The organism is Actinomadura sp. 7K534, assembly GCF_004348575.1.
In the GTDB taxonomy this organism is placed as follows: Bacteria; Actinomycetota; Actinomycetes; order Streptosporangiales; family Streptosporangiaceae; genus Spirillospora; species Spirillospora livida.
This window is the reverse complement of sequence record NZ_SMKB01000116.1, coordinates 1-22,924: the sequence shown is the minus strand read 5'-3', so window position 1 is coordinate 22,924 and position 22,924 is coordinate 1. Positions and strand designations below refer to the sequence as shown.

Below are 22,924 nucleotides of genomic sequence, written 5' to 3'. Positions count from 1 at the left end.
GCCATGGGCTGCTGAGGGGGCTGCTGAGGGGGCGCGGGCGGCGGCGGAGCGGCCTGGTGGCCGGGGTCGTCGACCGAGATGCCGTAGTCGGTGGCCAGGCCGGCGAGCCCGGAGTCGTAGCCCTGCCCGACCGCGCGGAACTTCCAGGCGCCCTGCCGGCGGTAGAGCTCGCCGAGCACGAACGCCGTCTCGCTGGTCGCGCCCACGCTGTCGAACCGGGCGACCTCCGCGCCGCCCGCGGCGTCCACCACCCGCACGTACAGGCCCTGGAACTGGCCGAACGTCCCGCCGTCGGACGACGCCGCGATCACGATCTTGTCGATGGCCGGCTCGACCCGGTCCAGATCGACCGAGAGGACGTCCAGGACGGTCGGCCCCCGCTGCTTGCCCTCATGGCGAACCGCGCCCGAGCTATGCGCGGGCTGGTTGTAGAAGACGAAGTCGTCGTCCGAGCGCACCCGGCCGGATTCGGCCAGCAGGAGCGCCGACGCGTCCGCGTCGGGCACGCCCAGACCACTCTGCCAGCCCAGCTCGACCCGGACCGAGGGAACCGGCACCGCGGTGTTGGCGCCCTTCTGCAGCGACATGCACGCTCCTCATCGTCGATCGGTGACCCCAACCTACGGCCAGTCATGGCGACCCCGCGACCTGCCGCGGAAGGAAAAGACGTGTGGGAACGGCTTGGAGTTCCGTACCGGAACGCCCCGCACGGCGGTGCCGCGCCGCGCTTAGGGAACGCGGGCGGTCCACTCCGGGGTGCCGAACTTGTCGGTGACGTACTTGCCCGCGAGGCGCAGCTCGTCCTCCGTCACCCGGTCGCGGGCCAGCCCGTACCGGCCGCGGAAGTGCTCGATCATCCGGTCGATGACCCGCTCCCGGGGCAGCCCCGTCTGGCGGCGCAGCGGATCGACGCGCTTGACCGCGCTGGCGATCCCCCGGTCGGAGATCTTCTCCCTGCCGATCCGCAGCACCCGCAGCATCTTCTCGGCGTCGATGTCGTACGCCATCGTCACGTGGTGCAGGACCACGCCCGAGGACAGCCGCTTCTGCGCCGCGCCCGCGATCTTGCCGTGGTCGGAGGTGATGTCGTTCAGCGGCTGGTACCACGCCCTGATCCCGAGCTCGCCGAGCGCCCCGAGCACCCAGTCGTCCAGGAACGCGTAGCTCTCCGCGAACGACATGCCGGCGACCAGCGTGTCCGGCGCGTACAGCGAGTACGTGATCGTGTTGCCGGGCTCGATGAACATCGCCCCGCCGCCGCTGATCCGCCGGACCACCGTGACCCCGTACCGTTCGGCGGCCGCGGCGTCGACCTCGTTGCGCAGCGACTGGAAGCTGCCGATGACCACCGCGGGCGACGCCCACTCCCACACCCGCAGCGTCGGGGGCCGCCGGCCCGCGCCGACCTCCTCCGCGAGGACCTGGTCGAGCGCCATGTGCAGCACGGGCTCCTGCGCCGGCTCGTGGATCAGGTGCCAGTCGTGGTCGCGCCAGTCCGACGCCCGCACGAGCGCCCGCCGCACCGCGATGCCCACGGCCTCGGCGGTGATCCCCAGCATGGCCGTGCCGTACGGCAGCCCCGCCTCGACGCGTTCACCGATCGCCTTGGCGTCGAGCTTCGCCGGCAGACCCTCCAGCGCGGCGTTGATGGCGTCCAGCGCCTCGTCGGGCTCCAGGAAGAAGTCGCCGCTGATCCTCGGCCCGCGCAGCAGGCCGTCCACGACCTCGACGTCTGCGACGACGAGCTTGCCACCCGGGACTTTGTACTCACCGTGCATCACACTCGTGCCAACCTCGGCTGAGCGTGCTTGATTCCTCGCCGGGCGGGGGCCGGGGCGCCGGCTCAGGCGACCGCCCGGAGCCGCGCGTCGAGTGCCTCCAGGTCAGGGACGAACCACACGTGACCGGACGCGTTCGATTCACTGACGAGCGCCCGCAGCGCCGAGCTCGCGGCCAGGTGCGCGGAGATGTCCCCGACGACGGCCAGCCGCAGCCGGTAGTTGACGAACTTCTGCATCACCTCGCCGGCGAACCGGGTGCCCAGGGAGAAGAAGTCCTCGTCCAGCCGGCCCGCGGGCAGGGCCACCACCTCGGCGCCGAGGAACGCCGCACCGATCAGGTCGAGCGCGTCCTCCACGGTCGCCACCGGCGGACCGTCCGGGTCGCACACCATCACCTGCACGCCCGCGCGCTCCTGCATGACGTCAGCCATCGCCATCCTCCCGGACGAGCAATCCGTTGTCGCCGCCGAGCACCGCTTCGAGCAGGCGCAGCACATCGGCGGTGGCGGCGGCGCCGCCCAGAATCACGATCTTCATGCGGTTCCGCTCCCGGTCGTGCACCGTCTGCACGCGGAGCTGGTGGGACGGGTCCCCGGTGTTCACCCCGGCCAGCAGGAGCGTGCCCAGCCGGTCGGCCGCGGCACGGTCGATGCCGTCGACCTGCACGATGCTCGACACCTCCACCTGCGGGGCGCCCGCGGGAGCGGACTCCGCGGACCTCCCGCGCCCGGTCAGCTCGTCCAGGTCCGCCTGGGCGATCCGGTACTGCTTGCCGATCCGCACCGCCTTGAGCCGGCCGGTGCGGATGTAGCCCCGCACGGTGCGCACGTGCAGCCCGAGCAGCTCCGCGACCTCCTCGACCGCGTACATTTTCTCAGCCATCGTTCCCCATCGTACCTAATTCAAGAAACGATAGGTAAGTTTAGGGAACACTAGCGTGAACCCCTTCCTCTGCGGCGGGTGACCTGTCGCATTGACGGCTCCCCGCACCGATTCACCTGGTATGTTCGCGCGACCCGACCGGCTGAGGTCATACTCTCCGTCGGACACCGGGCCGGAATCCCCCGTGAAGGAGTCGATGGCATGCGGACAAGGCCGCTCTACGACATCGCGGCGGTCCTCGCGCGACTCGGCGTGGGCGTCGTGTTCATGGCGCACGGCTGGCAGAAGATCGAGGCGGGCGTCACCGCGACGAGCCGCTCGTTCGACGACCTCGGCGTCCCGCTGCCGACCGCCGCCGCCGTCTACTCCGCCTTCGTCGAACTCCTCGGCGGGGCCGCGCTGATCGCCGGGCTCGGCCTGCCCGTCACCGGCGCCCTGCTCTTCCTGGACATGGCCGGCGCGTTCGTCTTCGTGCACGTGGACCAGGGCCTGTTCATGGTGGACGGCGAGAACGTCCAGAACGGCTACGAGCTCGTCCTCGCCCTCGGCATGGTCAGCCTGCTGTTCGCCGCGGGCGGCGGCGGCCGGCTGACCGCCGACCAGTGGATCCTGGGGCGGCGGGCGCGGGCCCCGGAGAACGACGGCGACGAGGAGGAGGACGCCGCGAGCTTCGTGGCGTCGCTTCGCGCGGCCGAGTCCAAGCCCGCGAAGAAGCCCCGCTCCCCCCGTCCCGCGAAGGACCGGACGCCCTCCCTGGAGCCGCCCAAGGACACCGGCGCCCCCGACAAGCCGGACACGTCCGGGTCCGGCAAGGCCGGGGAAGGCGCCGAGGACGACGTGCTGGTCGCGGGCCGCAAGAACCAGCGGCGCCGCGCGTCCCGCACCCAGCCGATCAAGCGCACCCCCGGCACGGACGAGGACGCCCCCACCTGAGACGCCGAGGAGGGAACCGGCCGAAGCCGATTCCCTCCCTGAAGCCGCGAGCCCGCCCGGGCCCGGCCACGCTGACCGGGCCCGCCACGAACCCTTAGCTGCAGCCGCTGGTGGAGCCGCAGCCCTCGCAGACGTAGCAGCTGCCCGCGGGACGCATCTTCGTGCCGCAGGTCAGGCACAGCGGCGCGTCCGCCGTGCGGCCCTCGCGGCTCTCGATGATCTCCATGGACGACCGCGCCTCACCCGCCGGGGCCGCGGCCGCCGCCTGCGGCCTGCTGATCTCGGCGGACTGGGCCAGCGACTCGTGGTCGACCTCGTCGCCGTGCAGGGCGGCCGGGTCCTCTCCATTGGCCTGCATCGCGCGCTCCTCGGCGGTCAGGATGCCGAGCCCCGCGCGCTCCTCGTACGGCAGGTGGTCCAGCGCCAGCCGGCGGAAGATGTAGTCCATCACCGACGTCGCCATGCGGATGTCCGGGTCGTCGGTCATGCCGGCGGGCTCGAACCGCATGTTGGTGAACTTCTCCACCCACGTCTCCAGCGGCACGCCGTACTGGAGGCTGATGGAGATCGCCATCGAGAAGGCGTCCATCACACCGGCGAGCGTGGAGCCCTGCTTGCCGAGCTTGAGGAAGACCTCGCCGACACCGTCGTCGGGGTAGGACGACGCCGTCATGTACCCCTCGGCCCCGGCCACGGAGAAGCGGGTCACGGTCGCCGGGCGCTGCTTCGGCAGCCGCCGGCGGACGGGACGCGGCGTCGCCGGCTCCGCCTTCTCCGCCTCCTTCTTGCCCGCGGCCGACAGCGGCTGGCCCACCTTGCAGTTGTCGCGGTAGATCGCCAGGGCCTTGAGCCCGAGCCGCCAGCCCTCGAAGTAGACCCGCTCGATGTCCTCGATCGTGGCCTTCTCCGGCATGTTCACGGTCTTGGAGATCGCCCCGCTGAGGAACGGCTGCACCGCCGCCATCATCCGGACGTGCCCCATCGGGCTGATCGCCCGCTCGCCCATCGCGCAGTCGAACACCTCGTAGTGCTCGGGCCGCAGGCCGGGGGCGTCCACCACGTGCCCGTGCTCGGCGATGTACTCGACGATCGCCTCGATCTGCTCCTGCTGGTAGCCGAGCTGCTCCAGCGCCCGCGGCACCGTGTGGTTGACGATCTGCATCGAACCGCCGCCGACGAGCTTCTTGAACTTCATCAGCGCAAGGTCGGGCTCGATGCCGGTCGTGTCGCAGTCCATCATCAGGCCGATGGTCCCGGTGGGCGCGAGCAGGCTGGCCTGGGCGTTGCGGTAGCCGTGCTTCTCACCGGCCTTGAGGCACTCCTGCCACTGCTTCGCGGCCGTGGCGTGGATGGCCTTGTCCATGTCGCCGAGCGTCCGGATGCCGTCGTTCGCCGCGGCGTGCTTGCGCATGACGCGCTTGTGGCCCTCGGCGTTGCGCGCGTACCCCGCGTACGGGCCGACGACGCCGGCCATCTCGGCGGACCGGCGGTAGGCGACGCCCGTCATCAGGGACGTGATCGCCGCGGCGAGCGACCGCCCGCCGTCGGAGTCGTAGGCGTGGCCGGTCGCCATCAGCAGCGCGCCGAGGTTGGCGTACCCGATGCCGAGCTGCCGGTAGTCGCGGGTCGTCTCCGCGATCTTCTCCGTCGGGAAGTCGGCGAACGTGATCGAGATGTCCATCGCCGTGATGATCAGCTCGGTGAGCTTGACGAACCTGGCGACGTCGAACGTCCCCGCGTCGGTGAGGAACTTCAGCAGGTTGATGCTCGCCAGGTTGCAGGACGAGTTGTCCAGGCTCATGTACTCCGAGCACGGGTTGCTCGCGGTGATGCGCCCGGTCTCGGGGTTGGTGTGCCAGTCGTTGATCGTGTCGTCGTACTGGATGCCGGGGTCGGCGCACTCCCACGCGGCCTTCGCCATCAGCCGGAACAGGTCCTTGGCGCGGACGGTCTCCACGACCTCGCCGGTCATCCGGGCGCGCAGCGCGAACTCGCCGTCCGACTCGACGGCCCGCATGAACTCGTCCGACACGCGGACGGAGTTGTTGGCGTTCTGGTACTGGACGCTGCCGATGTCCTTGCCGCCGAGGTCCATGTCGAACCCGGCGTCCCGCAGCGCGCGGATCTTGTCCTCCTCGCGCGCCTTGGTCTCGATGAACTCCCCGACGTCGGGGTGGTCCACGTCCAGCACGACCATCTTCGCGGCCCGCCGGGTCGCGCCGCCCGACTTGATCGTCCCGGCGGACGCGTCGGCACCGCGCATGAACGACACGGGCCCGCTGGCCGTGCCGCCGGACGAGAGCAGCTCCTTGCTGGAGCGGATACGGGACAGGTTGAGGCCGGCCCCGGAGCCGCCCTTGAAGATGACGCCCTCTTCCTTGTACCAGTCCAGGATCGACTCCATCGTGTCGTCCACGGACAGGATGAAGCAGGCGCTCACCTGCTGCGGGGACTTGGTCCCGACGTTGAACCAGACCGGCGAGTTGAAGCTGAACATCTGGTGGACGAGGGCGTACTTCAGTTCGTGCTCGAAGATCTCGGCGTCCTCGTCGGAGGCGAAATAGCCCTGCTCGCGGCCGGTCTTCACGTACATGCCGACGACGCGGTCGACGAGCTGCTTGAGGCTCCATTCGCGCTGCGGCGTGCCGACCGCCCCGCGGAAGTACTTGGACGTGACGATGTTGACGGCGTTCAGCGACCAGAAGTCGGGGAACTCGACGCCGCGCTGCTCGAAGTTCACCGAGCCGTCCCGCCAGTTGGTCATGACGACGTCACGACGTTCCCAGCGCAGCTCGTCGTACGGATGCACGCCGGGCGAGGTGAAAATGCGCTCGACCTTCAGCCCTTTGCGGCCCCCCTTGCCGCGCCGCGCCGTCGAGCCGCTCACCGTCTCCGTCATGACCTTCCCCCTCTCGGGCCCTCCCGCCGGGCCCTGTTCAGGAACAACCCCGCCGCCGCGTCGGGCATGCCCGCGCGGAGGCGCTTTACGTTTGCTGCTTGTGCTTCCGGAGCCCGTCCCCTACCGGGACGGGCCGGGCTCCCCCGAGGAACCGGCCTTCCGCAGTGTTTCGATCTCCTTGGCGAAGTCGTCCAGCGACTCGAAGCTCCGGTAGACCGAGGCGAATCGCAGATAGGCGACCTCATCGAGTTCGCCGAGCGGCCCCAGGATCGCGAGGCCGATCTCGTGCGAGGGGATTTCCGCGGAGCCGGAGGATCTGATCTCCTCTTCGACCCGCTGTCCCAGCTTCGCGAGCGCATCCTCGTCGACCGGACGGCCCTGGCAGGCCCTGCGCACACCGGCGATGATCTTTTCCCGGGAGAACGGCTCGGTGACCCCGCTTCGCTTGGCCACCATCACGAGCACATTCTCCTGCGTCGTGAATCGCTTGCCGCATTCGGCACACGACCGGCGGCGCCTGATGGCGGCCCCGTCGTCGGTGGAGCGGCTGTCGATCACTTTGGTGTCAGGGTTGCGGCAGAACGGGCAGTGCACGTCCAATCCCTCCCCTGGCTAAAACACTTCACACCTCTGAACATCGCCATATATAGGTGAAGTACATCGATGTGACTACTAGATGTTGTGGTGCAACCGTACGGCCCGCCGCAGGCGTACGCAACCTGATCGGATGCCTCACGGGTCACATCGGCCCGTCCCCCCAGGTCACGTAAGGCGTCCCGTTTCCCGGCCCGGGCGTGTCGTCACAGCCCGTCCGCACCACGGTCCCCGACCGTGACGGATCCCCTGGTCAGCGCCGCCTGGACCGACCCGGAACCGCTCCCGCGCCGCACCGGGAGCGGAGGCGGCTCGTACCCGGCGCCGACGGATCAACCCGTGCGCCGGGCGCTCCCAGGGGGCGGACGGCTTGGTCTCATGCACTCTCCGGCAGGCGACCACTCGTCAGCAGCGGGGCCGCGGCATGGCGGGCTCAGCGGGCGGGGAGGCGGAGTTCTTGGCCCGGCCGGACGGTCGGGTCGCCGCCCATGCCGTTCAGGTCCAAGATGCGCTGGACGACGAGACGGGGATCATTGCCCGGGTCGGTATCGGTGGCTATGTCCCAGAGGGTCTCGCCGGGCTCCACGACGACGGTTTCTCCGCGGGTGGACGGCGTATGGCTTTCCCGTCCGCCGGCCAGGGCTCCCGTACCGACGGTGAGCCACAGTGATACGAGCGTTACGGCGGCGGCGAAAATGATCAGTACCGCGCGGCCGCGGCGGGTCAGGCGGATCGGGGTCCGGTCACTCTGCGGTGAACCCGGCATCTCTCCCTCCTCGACGTCGAATGCATTTTCGATCGAACGTCTGTACGATGTTCTACAGGGGACGTCGACGAAAAGCGAGGGCATCTTCGAACAATTGTTTGATCATCGGGTCTGGACGCGATAGCGTTCCATGACAACGAGTGACGGTTCGAGGCGCCCGGGAGGCGACTAGCGATGAGCAAGGTCCGGGAGCTGCCCGACGGGCCCATGGACGAGACCGGCCTGACCCAGCGGCAGCGCATGGTACTGGAGGTGATCCGCGACTCGGTCCAGCGCCGGGGCTACCCGCCCTCGATGCGCGAGATCGGCGAGGCCGTGGGGCTGACCAGCACCTCCAGCGTGTCGCACCAGCTCCGGGCACTGCAGCGCAAGGGCTTCCTGCGGCGCGACCCGAACCGGCCGCGCGCCGTGGAGGTCCGGGTACCGGGCGCCACGCCGGTGCGCACCGACGAGGAAACCTTCGAGACGCAGGGCGCGCAGCCGACCACGGCGCAGCCCGCGCCCGCCTACGTCCCGCTGGTGGGCCGGATCGCCGCCGGTGGTCCGATCCTCGCGGAAGAGGCCGTGGAGGACGTGTTCACGCTGCCCAAGCAGCTCGTCGGCGAGGGCACGCACTTCCTGCTGAAGGTCTCCGGTGACTCGATGATCGACGTCGCGATCGCCGACGGCGACTGGGTGGTCGTGCGCCAGCAGCCGGTGGCCGAGCAGGGCGACATCGTCGCGGCCATGATCGACGGCGAGGCCACCGTGAAGACGTTCAAGCGCCGCGACGGGCACATCTGGCTGATGCCGCAGAACTCCGCCTACGAGCCGATCCCCGGCGACGACGCCTCGGTCCTGGGACGCGTGGTAGCGGTCCTGCGCAAGATGTGACCACCGGCGCCCCGACCTGATCCGCCACCCCGCCCGGACGAAGGACGGCGCCGTAAGGGAGCAGATGCAGCTGCGCGACGTCACACCCGACGACGTGGCCGCCTATGTCCGGATGCGCTGCGATCCCGGCATGATGGCCGACCTGGGCGGGCCTCTCCCCCGCGAAGGGATGGCGGAGAAGGTCCGCCTGGACGCCCGCCAGGCGGCGGACGACCGCGCATGGGTCAAGATGATCGTCCCCGACGCGGACCACCCCGACGTCGTGGCGGGGACGGTGACCATCTGGTCCCACAGCACCGGCGACGGGCCGATCTCCGAGATCGGCTGGATGGTCCTCCCCGAATTCCAGGGACGCGGCCTCGGCAAACGCGCCGTCCGCACGCTACTGGAGCAGGCCCGGGACGAGGACCGCTGGGGCCTCGTCCACGCCTTCCCGGCGATCGGCAACGCCGCCTCGAACGGCATCTGCCGTTCCCTCGGCTTCAGCCTCCTCACCCAGACCGAGGTGACCTTCGCCGGCCGACTCCTCCAGACCAACCACTGGGTCATCGCCCCGAAAACAGACCTGCGCTAACGCAGCCACTCCCAATCCCGAACAGCCGACCGCCGCGAACGCCTGACAGGCGGACCCGGCGGCCACCCGGGGACGGGCCTGCGCCGACGCAGGCGTTACCCGGTTCTGGGCGCGGCCCGATCGGCGCGCTCTGCAGGAGAGCGGACGGCGACCGTCGGCGGACGCCTGATGAGCGGGACCGGGCGGTCGCCGCTAGGCGGCCGCCCGGTTGGGTCAGCGCTTGGGGACGATGTTGACGATCTTGGGGGGGCGGACGATCACCTTGGCGATCTCGGCGTCGCCCAGGCTGTCGCGGACCCTGGTGGAGTCCAGGGCCAGGCGCTCCAGGTCGTCCGCGGTGATCGTCGGTGGGACCTCCAGGCGGTCGCGGACCTTGCCGGCCACCTGGACCACGCACGTGACCGACTCCTCCACCAGCAGGGCGGGGTCGGCGGACGGCCAGCCCGCGCGGATCACCGGTGCCTCGCGGCCCAGCAGCTCCCACGCCTCGTCGGCCGTGTAGGGCGCGAACAGCGACAGCATCGCCGCGACGGCTTCGGCGGCCTCGCGGACGGCGGGGTCCGCGGCGCCGGGGCCCGAGTCGATGGCCTTGCGGGTCGCGGTGACCAGCTCCATGATCCGGGCGATCGCGACGTTGAACCGCTGGTTCTCGACCTGGGAGGTGACCTCGTCGACGGTGTGCGCGGTGACGCGGCGCAGCGCCGTGTCGCCGGCCGTGACGTCCGCGCCGGGCGCGGAGGACACCTCGGTCGCGATGCGGTGGACGCGGGACAGGAACTTGGACATGCCGTGCGTCGACACGTCCGCCCAGTCGATGTCGTCCTCGGGCGGGCCGGAGAACAGGATCGCCAGCCGGACGACGTCCACGCCGTACTCGGCGATCTGCTCGCCCAGGTCGACGCCGTTGCCCAGCGTCTTCGACATGGCCTTGCCCTGGTTGATCACCTGGCCCTGGTTCAGCAGCCGGCGGAACGGCTCGGTGAAGTCGACCATGCCCATGTCGTGCAGGACCTTGGTGAAGAACCGGCTGTACAGCAGGTGCAGGATGGCGTGCTCGACGCCGCCGGTGTACTGGTCGACCGGCATCCACCTGCGGACCTGCTCGACGTCGAACGGGCCGTGCTCGTAGCCGGGCGAGCAGTACCGGAAGAAGTACCAGGACGAGTCGACGAACGTGTCCATGGTGTCGGTGTCGCGGGTGGCGGCGCCGCCGCACTTGGGGCAGGCGACGTTGACCCAGTCGGACGCGGCGGCCAGCGGCGAGGTGCCCTTGGGCGCCAGGTCGGCGCCGCGCAGGCCCTCGGGCAGCCGCACGGGCAGTTGCTCGTCCGGGACGGGGACCTCGCCGCACGACGCGCAGTGCACGATCGGGATCGGGCAGCCCCAGAACCGCTGCCGGGACACCAGCCAGTCGCGCAGCCGGAAGTTCACCGACGCGCGGCCGGTGCCGCGCTCCTCCAGGATCTCGGTGATGCGGGCGATGGCGTCGCCCTTGACCAGCCCGTCGATCGGGCCGGAGTTCACGATCGCGCCGTCGCCGGGGGTGGCGACGCCGGTCTCGGCCGGGTCGGGCTGCCCCGTCTCGACGACGACGCGGACGGGCAGGCCGAACTTCAGCGCGAAGTCCAGGTCGCGCTGGTCGTGCGCGGGCACCGCCATGATCGCGCCGTGCCCGTACTCGGCCAGGACGTAGTCGGACGCCCAGATCGGCAGCCGCTCGCCGTTGACGGGGTTGACCGCGTAGCGGCCCAGGAACACGCCGGTCTTCTCACGCTCGGTGGACAGCCGCTCGATCTCGCTCTCGCGGGAGACCTCGTCGCGGTACGCCTCGAACGCGGCGCGGTGGTCGGGCGCGCAGATCTCCTCGGCCAGCGGGGCGTCGGCGGCGACGACCATGAACGTCGCGCCGTACAGAGTGTCGGGGCGCGTGGTGTAGACGGTGACGGGCTCGGCACGGCCCTCGATGACGAAGTCGACGTCGGCGCCGGTGGAGCGGCCGATCCAGTTGCGCTGCATCAGCAGGACGCGCTCGGGCCACTTGCCCTCCAGCTGCTCCATGTCGTCCAGCAGCCGGTCGGCGTACTCGGTGATCTTGAAGTACCACTGCGTCAGGACGCGCTTCTCGACCAGCGCCCCGCAGCGCTCGCAGTGCCCGCCGACGACCTGCTCGTTGGCCAGGACGGTCTGGTCCTTGGGGCACCAGTTGACGTGGCCGCCCTTGCGGTAGGCCAGGCCCCGCTCGTAGAAGCGCAGGAACAGCCACTGCGTCCACCGGTAGTACTCGGGGTCGGAGGTGTGCAGGCGCCGCGTCCAGTCGAAGGACGGGGCGTAGCGCTGGAACGAGGCCGCCTGGGTCTCGATATTGGCGTACGTCCATTCGGCGGGGTGCGAGTCGCGCTTTATGGCGGCGTTCTCGGCGGGCAGGCCGAAGGAGTCCCAGCCGATGGGGTGCAGGACGTTGAAGCCGCGCTGCAGCCAGTACCGCGCGGGGACGTCGCCGATCGCGAACGCCTCCGCGTGGCCCATGTGGAGGTCGCCGCTCGGGTAGGGGAACATGTCCAGCGCGTAGCGGCGCTCGCGGCCCTCGTCCTTCTCGTCGGCCGTGAACGGTTCGAGCTCCGCCCAGCGGGCCTGCCACTTGTCCTGGATCGCCCGCGGGTCGTACCCGTCGTTCAGGGGGGACGATCCCCCCGTACCGCCCGCGGCCGCGCGGGAAGTAACGTCGCTGCTCACGCTTCCGTACTCCGAATTCTGCTCGCTCGCCGGCAGGGACCAGGCTGGCGCCGACATGAAATGGCCCCTCGCACAGGAGGGGCCACCACGCTGACGTCAGTAGTTCGTCAACGTGGTCGTACAAGGAGCAGCCTGGCTGACATACATCAAGAATAGCGCAATCGCAAGCCCTCCCGCGGGGGTTAGTGGCCGGACGCCTGCCGGGCCATGGAGACGACGCCGGTGACCTGGACGCGGGTGAGCTGGAGGTCGGCGCCTACAGCGGAGAGGGTCTCCTCCTCCGAGGTGCTGAGCCGCCCGTCGGTCAGGGCGATCTCGGCTGCGGCGCGCAGGATGCTCTCGCGCGCCTCGGGGGCGAGCGCGCCGGCGGCGCGGTTCATCTCGATGCGCACCTCGTCGAAGGGGCGGGCGAGGTCGCCGTTCAGGGCGGCGTCGTCGTAGCCGGCCACGCCCGCCTGCTGGACGACGGCCACGGCGCGGGAGCGCGAGGACGGGTCGGTGTAGTCGCCGGCGCGCAGGACCTGCGCGATGGCCATGCGCAGGAGCATCGCGGGCATCTGCGCGAGCTGCGCGGTGGTCGGCACGTCGAGGACGCCGGGCTCCCAGCGGCCCTTGCAGGTGCCGCACTCGACGAATTCGCCGCCGGTCCTGGTCAGCGGAATGACCGGGATGAAGAACAGGGTGAAGAAGTTGCGGCCCTGGCGGCGCCTGTACTCCCGGTCGCCGCCGCAGCCGGGGCAGTGGAAGACCCCGCTGGTCAGGGTGAAGAAGACGACGCGCCAGCCGAAAATGATCAAGAGCGGAGCCTTTCTGGGTGGAGCGGCACATCGTAACGGGGACGCCCCCGGCATGCGCCGGGTTCCGTCCCGGAACGGTTCCCGGGCCCCGAAGGCGTCTCCGGGACTTTTCCGCGGGTCGGCGGCACGGAAACCGCACGTCAAACGGGCTTGAAGGATGGCGCGAGCAGATGCCCATGCAGGAGGATGGGCGAAATGAGTCATACACTCGGCGGTAACTAACCGGCCGGTCACTTACGCGCGAGGAGTGCCACACGATGCTCAACCTGTCCGTGCTGCTGGAGGACGCCGCCAGGGAGACGCCCGACCGCGAGGCGGTCGTGTTCGGCGATCTCCGGCTCTCCTACTCGTTCATCGACTCGGTCGCCAACCAGGTCGCGAACCTGCTGCGGTCGCGCGGCGTCGGACCGGGCGACAAGGTGGCGCTGTCCAGCCCGAACCTGCCCTACTTCCCGATGGTCTACTTCGGGGCGCTCAAGGCGGGCGCGGTCGTCGTCCCGCTGAACGTCCTGCTCAAGCCGCGGGAGATCACCTACCACCTCGCCGACTCCGACGCCAAGGCGCTGTTCTGCTTCGAGGGGACGCCGGAGCTCCCGCTCGGCGAGACGGGCTACGCCGGGTTCGAGAAGGCGGAGGGCTGCGAGCACTTCTTCCTGCTGCCGGCGAACCCGGCGGCGACCGAGTCGCCGATCGAGGGGGCCGAGCTGTTCTGGGCCGCGCTGGCCGGGCAGCCGGACACGTTCGACGCGGCGCTGACCGACCCGAACGACACCGCCGTCATCATCTACACCAGCGGGACGACGGGGCAGCCGAAGGGCGCCGAGCTGTCGCACGGCAACCTGCTGTCGAACGCCATGGTCAGCGACACGCTCTTCGAGCGGACGCTGCACGACACGTCGCTGGTGACGCTGCCGCTGTTCCACATCTTCGGGCAGACGTGCGTGATGAACGTCGGGTTCTACCGGCGGGCGACGCTCGTCCTGCAGCCGCGGTTCGAGGCGAAGCAGGCCATCGAGCTGATGGTCAAGGAGAAGGTGAACATCTTCGCGGGCGTCCCGACGATGTACTGGGGGCTGCTGACCGACGACACCTCCGACGAGGACATCGCGACGATCCGGGAGAACCTGCGGGTCGCGGTCTCCGGCGGGTCGGCGCTGCCGATGGAGGTCCTGAAGGGCGTCAAGCAGAAGTTCGACGTGGACGTCCTGGAGGGCTACGGCCTGTCGGAGACGTCGCCGGTCGCCTCCTTCAACCGCCCGGACCGCCCGGCCAAGCCCGGTTCGATCGGCCTGCCCGTCTGGGGCGTGGAGATGAAGCTCATCGACGACGAGTGGAAGGACGTCGAGGGCGAGGGGCCCGGCGAGATCGCCATCCGCGGGCACAACATCATGAAGGGCTACTACGACCGGCCCGAGGCGACCGAGGAGTCGATCCGGGACGGCTGGTTCCGCACCGGTGACGTGGCACGCCGCGACGAGGAGGGCTACTACTACATCATCGACCGCTCCAAGGACATGATCATCCGGGGTGGGTACAACGTCTACCCGCGGGAGCTCGAAGAGGTCCTGATGACCCACCCGGACGTGTCCCTGGCCGCGGTCGTGGGCGTCGAGCACCCGTCGCACGGCGAGGAGATCAAGGCGTACGTGATCCGGACGCAGGGCTCCGCCCTCACCGAGGACGAGCTGGTCGCGTGGGGCAAGGAGCAGTTCGCGAACTACAAGTACCCGCGGATCGTCGAGTTCCGCGACGAGCTGCCGATGACCGCCACCGGCAAGATCCTCAAGCGCGAGCTGCGCTGAGCCGCCGTGCCCGGAGGCCCGGGTTCCCGGCACGTGCCGGGAACCCGGGCCTCGGCCCGTGCGGAGCGGAGGTTCAGCGCGGCGCGAGGTCCTGCGTCCCGACGACGCGGAGCAGCTTCAGGGCCTCGTGGGACCGGCTGCCGGGCGCGGTCGTGTAGAGGACGACCTTCTGATCGCGTTCGGGCACGACGAGGACGTCGCAGTGGACCTCGATCTTCCCGACGACGGGGTGCTTGATCTTCTTGGTGCCGCTCCGGCGTACCGCGACCTGGTGGTTCGCCCAGAGCCGGCGGAACAGCTCGCTGCCCTCCGTCAGCTCGGCGACCAGGCCCCTCACGCCGGGATCGTCCGGGTAGCGGCCGAGGGCGGCGCGCAGGTCGGCGCGCAGGTCGGCGACGCTCAGCCGCGCGAACTGCCGGTTCTCGTCCTCGTCCGTGATGTGCGGTGAACGCGGGCCGGGGCCCAGGAACAGGGCGCGCATCGGGTTGCGGTCGCGCGGCTCCAGCGCGGAGAAGTCGGTGATGAGCGCCGTCGCCATGTCGTTCCATGCGAGGACGTCGTACTTGGCGTCCAGCACGTACGCGGGAGTGTCGTCCAGGCGCTGCAGCAGGTGGAGGATGCCCGCGGGCACCTCCTGCGGCGGTCCCGGAGGCGGCGCCGGGGGCTCCCCGGCGAGGTTGAAGAGGTGGGCGCGCTCGTCGTCGGTGAGCCTCAGCGCGCGCGCCATCGCGCCCAGTATCTGCCTGGACGGACGCGGCCCCCGCCCTTGTTCCAGCCGGATGTAGTAGTCCACCGACATCCCGGCCAGGCGCGCGACCTCTTCCCTCCGCAGTCCGGGCGTGCGGCGCCGGAGACCCGCTTCCAGGCCCACGTCCGCCGGTTGGACGCGTGCGCGGCGCGAACGCAGGAACCCGGCCATCTCCTCCCTGTCCATGCGTCCCAGCATGGCCGAGCGGACCGCCCCGCGGCATCCGCCCATGGTGGTACCGCCGGTCCCAGCTTCCGGCGGTCTCTCCTCAAGGCCGCCGTGACCGAGCAGCCTTCCCGGCATGACTGCACAGATCGCCCTGATCACAGGAGCCAACAAGGGAATCGGGTTCGAGACGGCGCGGCTGCTGGGCCGCGAAGGCATGACCGTCCTCATCGGAGCGCGTTCGGCCGGCCTCGGCGAGGAGGCCGCCGCGGCGCTGGGCGGGGAGGGGATCGACGCCCGGTTCGTCCATCTCGACGTCACCGACCCCGCCACGATCGAGGCCGCGTCCAAGCGGATCGAGAGCGAGCACGGGCACCTGGACGTCCTGGTCAACAACGCCGGTATCGCGCCCGCCGCCGGTTGGGCGGCCCCGAGCGCCACCTCCGTCGAGGCGATGCGCGAGGTGTACGAGACGAACGTGTTCGGCGTCGTCGCCGTGACCAACGCGATGCTGCCGCTCGTGCGCCGCTCACCGGCCGGGCGGATCGTCAACGTGTCCAGCGGGCTGGGGTCGCTCGCTGTCATCAGCGACCCGTCCGGTGAGTTCTTTCCGAGGAACTCGCTGGCCTACCCGTCGTCCAAGACGGCGGTGAACGCGCTCACGGTCGCCTATGCGAAGGATCTGGCCGGCACCCCGATCAAGGTGAACGCGGCCGACCCCGGCTACTGCGCGACCGACATGAACGGGCACGCCGGGTTCCGGACGCCCGTCCAGGGCGCCACGGAGGTGTTCCTCCTGGCGACCCTGGACGGCGACGGCCCGACCGGCGCGTTCCAGGGCGGCGGGGAGCGGCCGGGCCGGCCCCTGCCCTGGTGACCGGGGCCGGGGCCGGCGGCCCCTCGTAGGGCCGGTCAGATCGTGTAGGGCAGGTGCTTGATCCCGTTGATGAAGTTGGACTCCAGCCGGGCCGGCTCGCCGGACGCGCGGATCTCGGGCGTGCGGCGGAGCAGCTCGCGGAACATCACGGTGATCTCGCGCCTGGCCAGGTGCGCGCCGAGGCAGAAGTGCGGCCCCGGCCCGCCGAACCCGACGTGCGGGTTGGGGTCGCGCAGGATGTCGAACTTCTCGGGGTCGGTGAAGACCGTCTCGTCGCGGTTGGCCGACCAGTAGTAGAGGATGAGCTTGTCGCCCTCCTTCACGTGGTGGTCGTTCAGCGTGGTGTCGCGGGTCGCGGTGCGGCGCATCCAGATCACCGGCGACACGAAGCGGACGATCTCCTCGACGGCCCCGGGCATGCGGGCGTCGAAGTCCTCGGTGAGCAGCGCCCGCTGGTCCGGGTTGCGGGTGAACAGGTCCAGGCCGTGCGCGATCGCGTTGCGGGTGGTCTCGTTCCCGGCGACGACCAGGAGGATGAAGAAGGAGCCCAGCTCCTGGTCGGTCAGGGACTCGCCGTCGATGTTGGCGTTGACCAGCGCGGAGGTCAGGTCGTCGGTGGGGTCGGCTCGGCGCTGCCGGCCGAGGTCCTCGACGAGGTTCTTGAGCGTCTCGCCGGCCCCGAGCAGCGCCATCGCCATCTGCTCGGCGTCGCCGGACGGGATGAACTCCGCGTCGTTGCCGGCGAGGATGACGTTCGTGGCGTCCAGGACGGTCTGGTAGTGCGACTCGTCGATCCCCATCATGTCGCAGATGATCTTCAGGGGCAGCCGGGCGGCGACGTCGGCGACGAAGTCGCCCGTGCCGCCGCCGGTCGCGACGCGCTCGACGATCTCCCCGGCGACGGCCTCGACCTGGTCCTCGAAGCGCTGGATCATGCGCGGGGAGAACGCCCGGGACACGATCCGCCTGATCTTGGCGTGCCGCGGGTCGTCCATGCTGATCATCGAGCCGAAGAACTCGTGCATGTCGCCGGGCATGTCCGGGATGCTGATCGCGCCCTTGCCGGAGCAGAAGTCCTGCGGGCGCCGGGACGCCTCGATGATGTCGGCGTGCCGGGTCAGCGCGTAGTAGCCGGGCCCCTGCGGCATGATGATGATGTCGGGTTCCTCGAAGCGCACCAGCTCGGGATGCCAGCGCAGGGCCTTGAATGCCTCATGCCGGTACTCGTGCGGCTGCCGCCAGAACTCCCAGTCGGTCAGGTTGATGTCCTCGACCTTGAGCACGTCCCACCACCTCATCGATCCGAACCGCGTTCGGTTTACAGGCACCCTCTCAAAGTAAACCCGCGCGTGCACACTTTTCGACACGGTGACGCCACTCACATTGACGCCGCCTCTGGGGCGACCCCCGGGCGCCGCCGGGATCGGAGCGCGGGGTAGCGTGCGCCGCGAACCGAGGAGGCGGACATGAGCGACATCACGACCGGATCGGTCAGCGCGAACGGGCTGGACTTCGGGTACCTCACCGCGGGCCCCGCGGACGGCCCCCTGGCGCTGCTCCTGCACGGCTTCCCGGACTCGCCGCACACCTGGCGGCACCTCATGCCCGGGCTCGCCGCCGCCGGGTACCGAGCCGTCGCCCCGTTCATGCGGGGGTACGCGCCCACCTCCGTCCCCGCGGACGCCACCTACCAGAGCGGCGCGCTCGCGGCCGACGCCATCGCCCTGCACGACGCCCTCGGCGGCGGGTCCGGCGCCGTCATCGTCGGCCACGACTGGGGCGCCTTCGCCACCTACGGCGCCGCGAACGCCGCACCGGACCGCTGGCGCAGGGTCGTCACCATGTCCGTCCCGCCCATCTCCGTGATGACCACCGCGTTCTTCGACTACGAGCAGCTCAAGCGCTCGTTCTACATCTTCGTGTTCCAGACGCCGCTGGCCGAGGCCGCCCTGAACCGCGCGTTCGTCGAGGGACTCTGGCGCGACTGGTCCCCCGACGACGGCCGCGACAGGTCGCAGGACGTCGACCACGTCATGGACTGCCTGGCCGCGCCGCAGAACGTCGCGGCGGCCATCGGGTACTACCGCGCCATGCTCGACCCGTCCCGGCTCGTCGAGCGTTTCGCGGCCGAGCAGGAGGCGGCGAACAGGGTGGGCGAGCTGCCCGTCCTCTACCTGCACGGAGCGGACGACGGCTGCCTGGGCCCGGACGTGGTCGCCCCCGGCGGAGACCTCGGCGCCGTCGAGTCCGCCCTGCCGCCGGGATCGCGGGCGCATCTCGTCCCGGGCGCGGGGCATTTCCTCCAGTTGGACCGCCCCGACGACGTGAACACCCGCATCCTCGACTGGCTCGCATAGCCCTGTAAGGGCCGCGCCCGTCAGGTGGGGTCGCCGAAGAGCGGCACGTGCGACGGCTCCAGATCCCTCCGCACCCGGAGGAAGCGGACGGCGTGCCGCCAGCGGCCGTGCTCGACGGCGGCGTCCGCGCTCATCTCCACGACGATCTCCGGCTCGGTCCGCAGGTACCGGATCGGCGGATGCGCCCCGTACACGCCCCCGGCGAACCCGGCGGGCAGTTCCGCCGGCCACGGATGCTCGGGACCGGCGTGCCGCAGGAGATCGGCCAGCGATGTGCGGGCGGCGGGCGGGAGCGGCGTGGTCCGCGCGACGACCCGGAGCCGCCCGCCGGTGTCATAGCGGCCGAGGATCAGCGTCTCGGGAGCCTGCCGGGTGCCGGTCACCCCGCCGATGATCGCCTCCGCGGTGACACGGCGCTTCACCTTCCGCCAGCCGCGGCGCCCCTCCAGGTAGCGGCCGTCGGCGTCCTTGACCACGAGGCCCTCGATGCCCCGGGCGGCGAAGACCTCGAACCAGAGCTCCGCCTCCGCGGCGTCGGACGTCTGCGGGGTGAGGACGACGCGCGCGTGCGGCGGGGCGGCGCCGAGCAGCGCCGCCAGGACCGTGCGGCGCTCCCGCAGCGGCCGGTTGCGCAGGTCCACGCCGTCGGACTCGAGGACGTCGAACACGACGTAGTGGCAGGGTTCGGCCCGCGCGAGCTCGGCCCGGCGGCGCCCGGCGACGTGGCGGCGCTGCAGCGCACCGAAGTCGAGGCTCCCGTCGGCGGCCCAGCGGACGATCTCCCCGTCGACGACCGTGCCCGGCGCGAGCTGCTCCGCGACGGCCGCGACGATCTCGGGGAACGCCTCGTTGAAGCGGGTGCGGCGGCGGGACGACAGGTGGACGGCGCCGTCCTCGGCCACGCGCGCGACCGCGCGGAAGCCGTCGAACTTGGGCTCGTAGCGGCAGCCGCCCGGACACGACCGCGGCGGCGGGATGTGGTCGATCGTCGCGGCCAGCATCGGCTTCACCGGGGACCGGATGTGCAATGCTCGCGCCCCCCGAACTAGGCGGTCCTGATGACCGCCTACCCCGCCCGGCCTGCGCCGATAGACCCCCCGGGCGAATGTTGACCCGCGGTTGGACCGCCCGGGGGCCCACCGGGGAGCCGGCTCACGACGCCGTCCCGGAAACGGGACGAGCCGACCGGAGCGTCCGGTCGGCTCGTCGCGGTTCGGCGGGCGGATGGCCGTGGGGCGTCACGAGTTCCAGTCGGGGCGGAGCGGCATGTCGCTGGTGCCGTCGCCGTGCAGCTTGACGCCGAGCGTCTGGTGCAGCTGGATCCAGTTCTGGTCGAACCCGAGCACGCAGCCGGCCATGTAGACGCGCCACACGCGGGCGGTGCCCTCGCCGACCTCGGCGACGGCCTCGTCCCAGTGCTCGTCGAGGTTCTCGCACCAGGCGGTGAGCGTGCGGGCGTAGTGCTCGCGGAGGTTCTCCTGGTGGCGGATCTCGAAGCCCGCGTCGTTCATCTGGCACTGGACGTAGCCGGGGCCCTCCAGCTCGCCGTCGGGGAACACGTAGCGGTTGATGAAGCCGTTCTCCATGCGGGGCGGCGCGGCGTTGTCGGGACGGGTGATCGTGTGGTTCAGCATCCGCCCGCCCGGCTTCAGCTTCCCGTACAGGAACGAGAAGTAGGCGGGCAGGTTGGCCTTGCCGATGTGCTCGGTGAGCCCGATGGAGCTGATCGCGTCGAAGCCCGACTCGGTGACGTCCCGGTAGTCCATGTGCCGGACCTCAGCGAGGTCCGACAGGCCGCGGTCCGCGATGGCCTTCTGCGCCCACTCGGCCTGCTGCTTGGACAGCGTGACGCCGAGCGCCCGGACGCCGTACTCCTTCGCGGCGTGCATCACCATGCCGCCCCAGCCGCAGCCCACGTCCAGCAGGCGCATGCCCGGCTTCAGGGCGATCTTCTTGGCGACCAGGTCGTGCTTGAAGAACTGCGCCTCCTCGAGCGTGGCGTCCGGCGTGGGGTAACACGCGCACGTGTAGGCCATGGAGGGGCCGAGCACCCACTCGTAGAACGTGTTGGACACGTCGTAGTGGTGCGAGATCGCCTTGGCGTCCCGGCGCTTGGAGTGCCGCAGCCACGACGGGATGCGGCTGAACGGCGCCTCCTGCGGCGGCGGGTCGAGCCGGCGGGAGACCGCGGCGCGCAGCAGCGGATCGCCGAGCACGTCGCCGAGGATCCGCGCCTTGTCGCGCGGCGTCACCTCGTTGAACACCTGCTGCATCGTGCGCAGCGCCGTGATCATCTCGCCGCTGACGTCGATCATGCCGGTGACGTAGGCGCGGGCCAGGCCCAGCGCGCCCGGCGAGTGCAGCAGGTACGACACCGCGTACGGCGAGCGGATGTCGAACCGGATGTCGGCGCCGGGCACCCCTGCCCTGGACCCGTCGTACGCCGTGAACTCCACTGGCGCCTCAGCCCCGGCGAGCCGCTCGAAGACCCTCGCCAGCGTCATGGTGATCCCTCCTGTCTCTCCGCCCGGCCGGGTCCGCGATGACCGGCCGCCGTCCGGGCACTCCCCCGAACCTGCGGACGCCTGGTCAGCGCCCGCGCACGCACTTGTCGTAGAGGTCGAGCAGGCGCTCGCCGGGGTCGTAGCTCCCCTTGAGGCGCCGGTATGTCTCCCCGTCGTAGTAGCGCCAGAATTCTTCCCTGCTGTAATAGGCAGTCGAATAGAGGGACTTGTGCCCGTCAAGGGCCGCGACCTTACGTTCGATCAGCCGGTTGTGGTACTCGGGGATCTGCCCTGGTGGAAGCCGGACCGTCCCCCAGAAACCCACGTTCACGTACGGGCGGCCGACCTCCAGCGGATACAGCGGCCACCGCTCCTTCGCCCGCAGCGGGCACAGCCAGACCGGGCTCATCCCGACCTTGTCGTGGAAGAACTCCAGGAACTCGGGGAGCCGCTCGGCGGGCACCTCGATGTCCTGGATGACGTCCTCGCGGGGCCGCAGCCCGCGCCACCGGTCGGCGCGCGCGACGAAGTGGTACCGCCGGTCGTAGGCGACGAGCCTGCGGTACACGTCCGACCGCTTGTACCTGTCGGGCCACAGCCGCCGGACGGCCGGGTTCTGGACGCCGAAGGCGCCGGAGCACCAGAACCAGTCGGTGTCCCACCGCCAGATGTAGTCGCGGATCGTCAGGAAGTCGACCGACCGCTCCTGGATCGACCGGTAGTAGATCTCCTGGCCGGTGTAGTCGGACGTGTACGGCGCCGAGTCGGCGAAGAAGCCCAGCGTGATGTACTGCTCGTCCGCGCCGAAGACCGTGCCGTCCATGAAGTCGACGGACTCGCCCTCGAACCGCCCGGACTCGGTGATCTCCGCCATCACCCGGGCCAGCTCGGCCGCGTCACCGAACCGCAGGTGCCGCAGCCGGACGTACGGGCTGACCCGCCTCAGCTCGATCTTCAGCCGGAGCGAGTAGCCGAGCGTCCCGTAGGAGTTGGGGAACCCGTAGAACAGGTCGGCGTGCTCGTTGTCCCGGGTCGCGGTGACGACCCGCCCGTCGCCGGTCAGGACCTCCATCTCCAGGACCGCCTCGTGCGGCAGCCCGTCCCGGAAGGAGCTCGACTCGATGCCGAGGCCCGTCACGGCGCCGCCGAGCGTGATCGTCTTCAGCTGCGGGACGACCGTCGGCATCAGCCCGTGCGGAAGGGTCGCGTCGACGAGGTCCTCGTAGGTCGTCATGCCCTGGACCTGCGCGGTCCGCTCCGCGGCGTCGACGCTCAGCACCTTGTCGAACCCGGACACGTCCAGCCCGGGCGCGTCCGAGGGGTCGCGCCACCGGAACAGGTTCGAGGTCCGCTTCGCCAGCCGCACCGGCGTGCCCGCCGGGATCGCCTCATAGGACCTCTTGAGCGCCTCCACCGCCCGCTGGTGATCGCCCCTGACCGCAAGTTCCGTCATCTGCCCCTCCCGGAGACACAGTTAATCGATCATCCCATGCACGGTCCACATAATTTGGACGTTAGGGGAGTCACAGGCAGAGAGCGGAATAACTCCTTGGGCACGTACATCGGCGTCGTTTCATCTCCCGGAGGCGACGGAACCGCAACAGTGCGGCCACGTCAACATCTCCCCCGCCCCCCACAC

General features: G+C 70.5%; 20 protein-coding genes. 6 read left to right on the top strand and 14 right to left on the bottom strand.

Translation table 11 applies throughout. The features are described from left to right. The 4 genes from E1266_RS21965 to E1266_RS21950 form a co-directional block, all read right to left on the bottom strand. Positions 1-587, bottom strand: a 587-nt coding sequence (locus E1266_RS21965) for a TerD family protein (protein ID WP_132049847.1), incomplete at its 3' end; no start/stop codon positions are given. 141 nt (positions 588-728) lie between these two features. Beyond that, positions 729-1,778 carry a biotin/lipoate A/B protein ligase family protein gene (locus tag E1266_RS21960; RefSeq protein ID WP_132049845.1) on the bottom strand — a complete coding sequence of 350 codons (1,050 nt, stop codon included), beginning with the start codon at positions 1,776-1,778 and terminating at the stop codon, positions 729-731. A 65-nt stretch (positions 1,779-1,843) separates the two neighbouring features. Next, positions 1,844-2,212, bottom strand: coding sequence for a DUF4180 domain-containing protein (locus E1266_RS21955; RefSeq protein ID WP_132049843.1), 369 nt, complete (start codon positions 2,210-2,212; stop codon positions 1,844-1,846). Beyond that, positions 2,205-2,663, bottom strand: a complete 459-nt coding sequence (locus E1266_RS21950; RefSeq protein WP_207945832.1) for a helix-turn-helix domain-containing protein — start codon at positions 2,661-2,663, stop codon at positions 2,205-2,207. Before E1266_RS21950 ends, E1266_RS21955 begins: the two co-directional genes overlap by 8 nt. A gap of 201 nt (positions 2,664-2,864) precedes the next feature. On the opposite strand from E1266_RS21950, the gene E1266_RS21945 reads away from it, so the two are divergent. Beyond that, on the top strand, positions 2,865-3,596 hold the full coding sequence (locus E1266_RS21945; RefSeq protein WP_132049841.1) for a DoxX family protein: 732 nt from the start codon (positions 2,865-2,867) through the stop codon (positions 3,594-3,596). A 94-nt stretch (positions 3,597-3,690) separates the two neighbouring features. Here E1266_RS21945 and E1266_RS21940 read toward each other — a convergent pair whose 3' ends face one another. The 3 genes from E1266_RS21940 to E1266_RS21930 form a co-directional block, all read right to left on the bottom strand. After that, positions 3,691-6,495 (bottom strand): vitamin B12-dependent ribonucleotide reductase, encoded by a 2,805-nt coding sequence (locus E1266_RS21940; protein ID WP_132049839.1) that lies wholly within the window; start codon positions 6,493-6,495, stop codon positions 3,691-3,693. Between the two features lie 120 nt (positions 6,496-6,615). Beyond that, positions 6,616-7,089, bottom strand: a complete 474-nt coding sequence (gene nrdR / locus E1266_RS21935; RefSeq protein ID WP_131979678.1) for a transcriptional regulator NrdR — start codon at positions 7,087-7,089, stop codon at positions 6,616-6,618. Between the two features lie 433 nt (positions 7,090-7,522). Continuing rightward, the gene (locus E1266_RS21930; RefSeq protein WP_165966160.1) at positions 7,523-7,855 is read right to left on the bottom strand and encodes a LysM domain-containing protein; all 333 of its coding nucleotides are present in this window, start codon (positions 7,853-7,855) and stop codon (positions 7,523-7,525) included. Positions 7,856-8,029: 174 nt separating this feature from the next. Between E1266_RS21930 and lexA the strand changes: the two genes are divergently transcribed. Further along, complete coding sequence (gene lexA, locus E1266_RS21925) at positions 8,030-8,728, top strand: transcriptional repressor LexA (RefSeq protein WP_132049835.1); 699 nt, start codon at positions 8,030-8,032, stop codon at positions 8,726-8,728. Between the two features lie 64 nt (positions 8,729-8,792). Beyond that, positions 8,793-9,302 (top strand): GNAT family N-acetyltransferase, encoded by a 510-nt coding sequence (locus E1266_RS21920; protein ID WP_132049833.1) that lies wholly within the window; start codon positions 8,793-8,795, stop codon positions 9,300-9,302. A 213-nt stretch (positions 9,303-9,515) separates the two neighbouring features. Here the strand turns inward: E1266_RS21920 and leuS are convergent, their stop codons facing one another. Both leuS and E1266_RS21910 read right to left on the bottom strand, forming a co-directional pair. Beyond that, entirely contained in the window at positions 9,516-12,035 is a 2,520-nt protein-coding gene (gene leuS / locus E1266_RS21915) for a leucine--tRNA ligase (protein ID WP_243718694.1), read from the bottom strand. 182 nt (positions 12,036-12,217) lie between these two features. Beyond that, positions 12,218-12,832, bottom strand: coding sequence for a hypothetical protein (locus tag E1266_RS21910; RefSeq protein WP_132049829.1), 615 nt, complete (start codon positions 12,830-12,832; stop codon positions 12,218-12,220). A 257-nt stretch (positions 12,833-13,089) separates the two neighbouring features. On the opposite strand from E1266_RS21910, the gene E1266_RS21905 reads away from it, so the two are divergent. Further along, complete coding sequence (locus tag E1266_RS21905; RefSeq protein WP_132049827.1) at positions 13,090-14,634, top strand: long-chain fatty acid--CoA ligase; 1,545 nt, start codon at positions 13,090-13,092, stop codon at positions 14,632-14,634. A 73-nt stretch (positions 14,635-14,707) separates the two neighbouring features. Here E1266_RS21905 and E1266_RS21900 read toward each other — a convergent pair whose 3' ends face one another. Beyond that, positions 14,708-15,568: a helix-turn-helix transcriptional regulator gene (locus E1266_RS21900; protein WP_132049825.1), complete on the bottom strand. Its 861-nt coding sequence runs from the start codon at positions 15,566-15,568 to the stop codon at positions 14,708-14,710. 115 nt (positions 15,569-15,683) lie between these two features. On the opposite strand from E1266_RS21900, the gene E1266_RS21895 reads away from it, so the two are divergent. Continuing rightward, positions 15,684-16,424 (top strand): SDR family oxidoreductase, encoded by a 741-nt coding sequence (locus E1266_RS21895; protein WP_132049823.1) that lies wholly within the window; start codon positions 15,684-15,686, stop codon positions 16,422-16,424. A gap of 35 nt (positions 16,425-16,459) precedes the next feature. Here E1266_RS21895 and E1266_RS21890 read toward each other — a convergent pair whose 3' ends face one another. Further along, a complete protein-coding gene (locus tag E1266_RS21890; RefSeq protein WP_132049821.1) occupies positions 16,460-17,722 on the bottom strand; it encodes a cytochrome P450 in 1,263 nt (420 codons plus the stop codon). Positions 17,723-17,890: 168 nt separating this feature from the next. Here E1266_RS21890 and E1266_RS21885 point away from each other — a divergent pair, with 168 nt between their 5' ends. Beyond that, positions 17,891-18,781, top strand: a complete 891-nt coding sequence (locus E1266_RS21885; protein WP_132049819.1) for an alpha/beta hydrolase — start codon at positions 17,891-17,893, stop codon at positions 18,779-18,781. A 20-nt stretch (positions 18,782-18,801) separates the two neighbouring features. On the opposite strand, the gene E1266_RS21880 is transcribed toward E1266_RS21885, so the two are convergent. From E1266_RS21880 to E1266_RS21870, 3 genes are all read right to left on the bottom strand, one after another. Next, on the bottom strand, positions 18,802-19,782 hold the full coding sequence (locus tag E1266_RS21880; protein WP_132049849.1) for an ATP-dependent DNA ligase: 981 nt from the start codon (positions 19,780-19,782) through the stop codon (positions 18,802-18,804). A 237-nt stretch (positions 19,783-20,019) separates the two neighbouring features. Next, complete coding sequence (locus E1266_RS21875; protein WP_132049817.1) at positions 20,020-21,285, bottom strand: class I SAM-dependent methyltransferase; 1,266 nt, start codon at positions 21,283-21,285, stop codon at positions 20,020-20,022. 85 nt (positions 21,286-21,370) lie between these two features. Then, entirely contained in the window at positions 21,371-22,738 is a 1,368-nt protein-coding gene (locus E1266_RS21870; RefSeq protein WP_132049815.1) for an FAD-binding oxidoreductase, read from the bottom strand. Between the last annotated feature and the right edge of the window lie 186 nt (positions 22,739-22,924).

Coding starts and splice junctions, on each gene's coding strand:
- E1266_RS21960 (WP_132049845.1), bottom strand. CDS start 1,778: ATGCACGGTGAGTACAAAGTCCCGGGTGGCAAGCTCGTCGTCGCAGAC.
- E1266_RS21955 (WP_132049843.1), bottom strand. CDS start 2,212: ATGGCTGACGTCATGCAGGAGCGCGCGGGCGTGCAGGTGATGGTGTGC.
- E1266_RS21950 (WP_207945832.1), bottom strand. CDS start 2,663: ATGGCTGAGAAAATGTACGCGGTCGAGGAGGTCGCGGAGCTGCTCGGG.
- E1266_RS21945 (WP_132049841.1), top strand. CDS start 2,865: ATGCGGACAAGGCCGCTCTACGACATCGCGGCGGTCCTCGCGCGACTC.
- E1266_RS21940 (WP_132049839.1), bottom strand. CDS start 6,495: ATGACGGAGACGGTGAGCGGCTCGACGGCGCGGCGCGGCAAGGGGGGC.
- E1266_RS21930 (WP_165966160.1), bottom strand. CDS start 7,855: ATGCCGGGTTCACCGCAGAGTGACCGGACCCCGATCCGCCTGACCCGC.
- lexA (WP_132049835.1), top strand. CDS start 8,030: ATGAGCAAGGTCCGGGAGCTGCCCGACGGGCCCATGGACGAGACCGGC.
- E1266_RS21920 (WP_132049833.1), top strand. CDS start 8,793: ATGCAGCTGCGCGACGTCACACCCGACGACGTGGCCGCCTATGTCCGG.
- E1266_RS21905 (WP_132049827.1), top strand. CDS start 13,090: ATGCTCAACCTGTCCGTGCTGCTGGAGGACGCCGCCAGGGAGACGCCC.
- E1266_RS21900 (WP_132049825.1), bottom strand. CDS start 15,568: ATGGACAGGGAGGAGATGGCCGGGTTCCTGCGTTCGCGCCGCGCACGC.
- E1266_RS21895 (WP_132049823.1), top strand. CDS start 15,684: ATGACTGCACAGATCGCCCTGATCACAGGAGCCAACAAGGGAATCGGG.
- E1266_RS21890 (WP_132049821.1), bottom strand. CDS start 17,722: ATGAGGTGGTGGGACGTGCTCAAGGTCGAGGACATCAACCTGACCGAC.
- E1266_RS21885 (WP_132049819.1), top strand. CDS start 17,891: ATGAGCGACATCACGACCGGATCGGTCAGCGCGAACGGGCTGGACTTC.
- E1266_RS21880 (WP_132049849.1), bottom strand. CDS start 19,782: ATGCTGGCCGCGACGATCGACCACATCCCGCCGCCGCGGTCGTGTCCG.
- E1266_RS21875 (WP_132049817.1), bottom strand. CDS start 21,285: ATGACGCTGGCGAGGGTCTTCGAGCGGCTCGCCGGGGCTGAGGCGCCA.
- E1266_RS21870 (WP_132049815.1), bottom strand. CDS start 22,738: ATGACGGAACTTGCGGTCAGGGGCGATCACCAGCGGGCGGTGGAGGCG.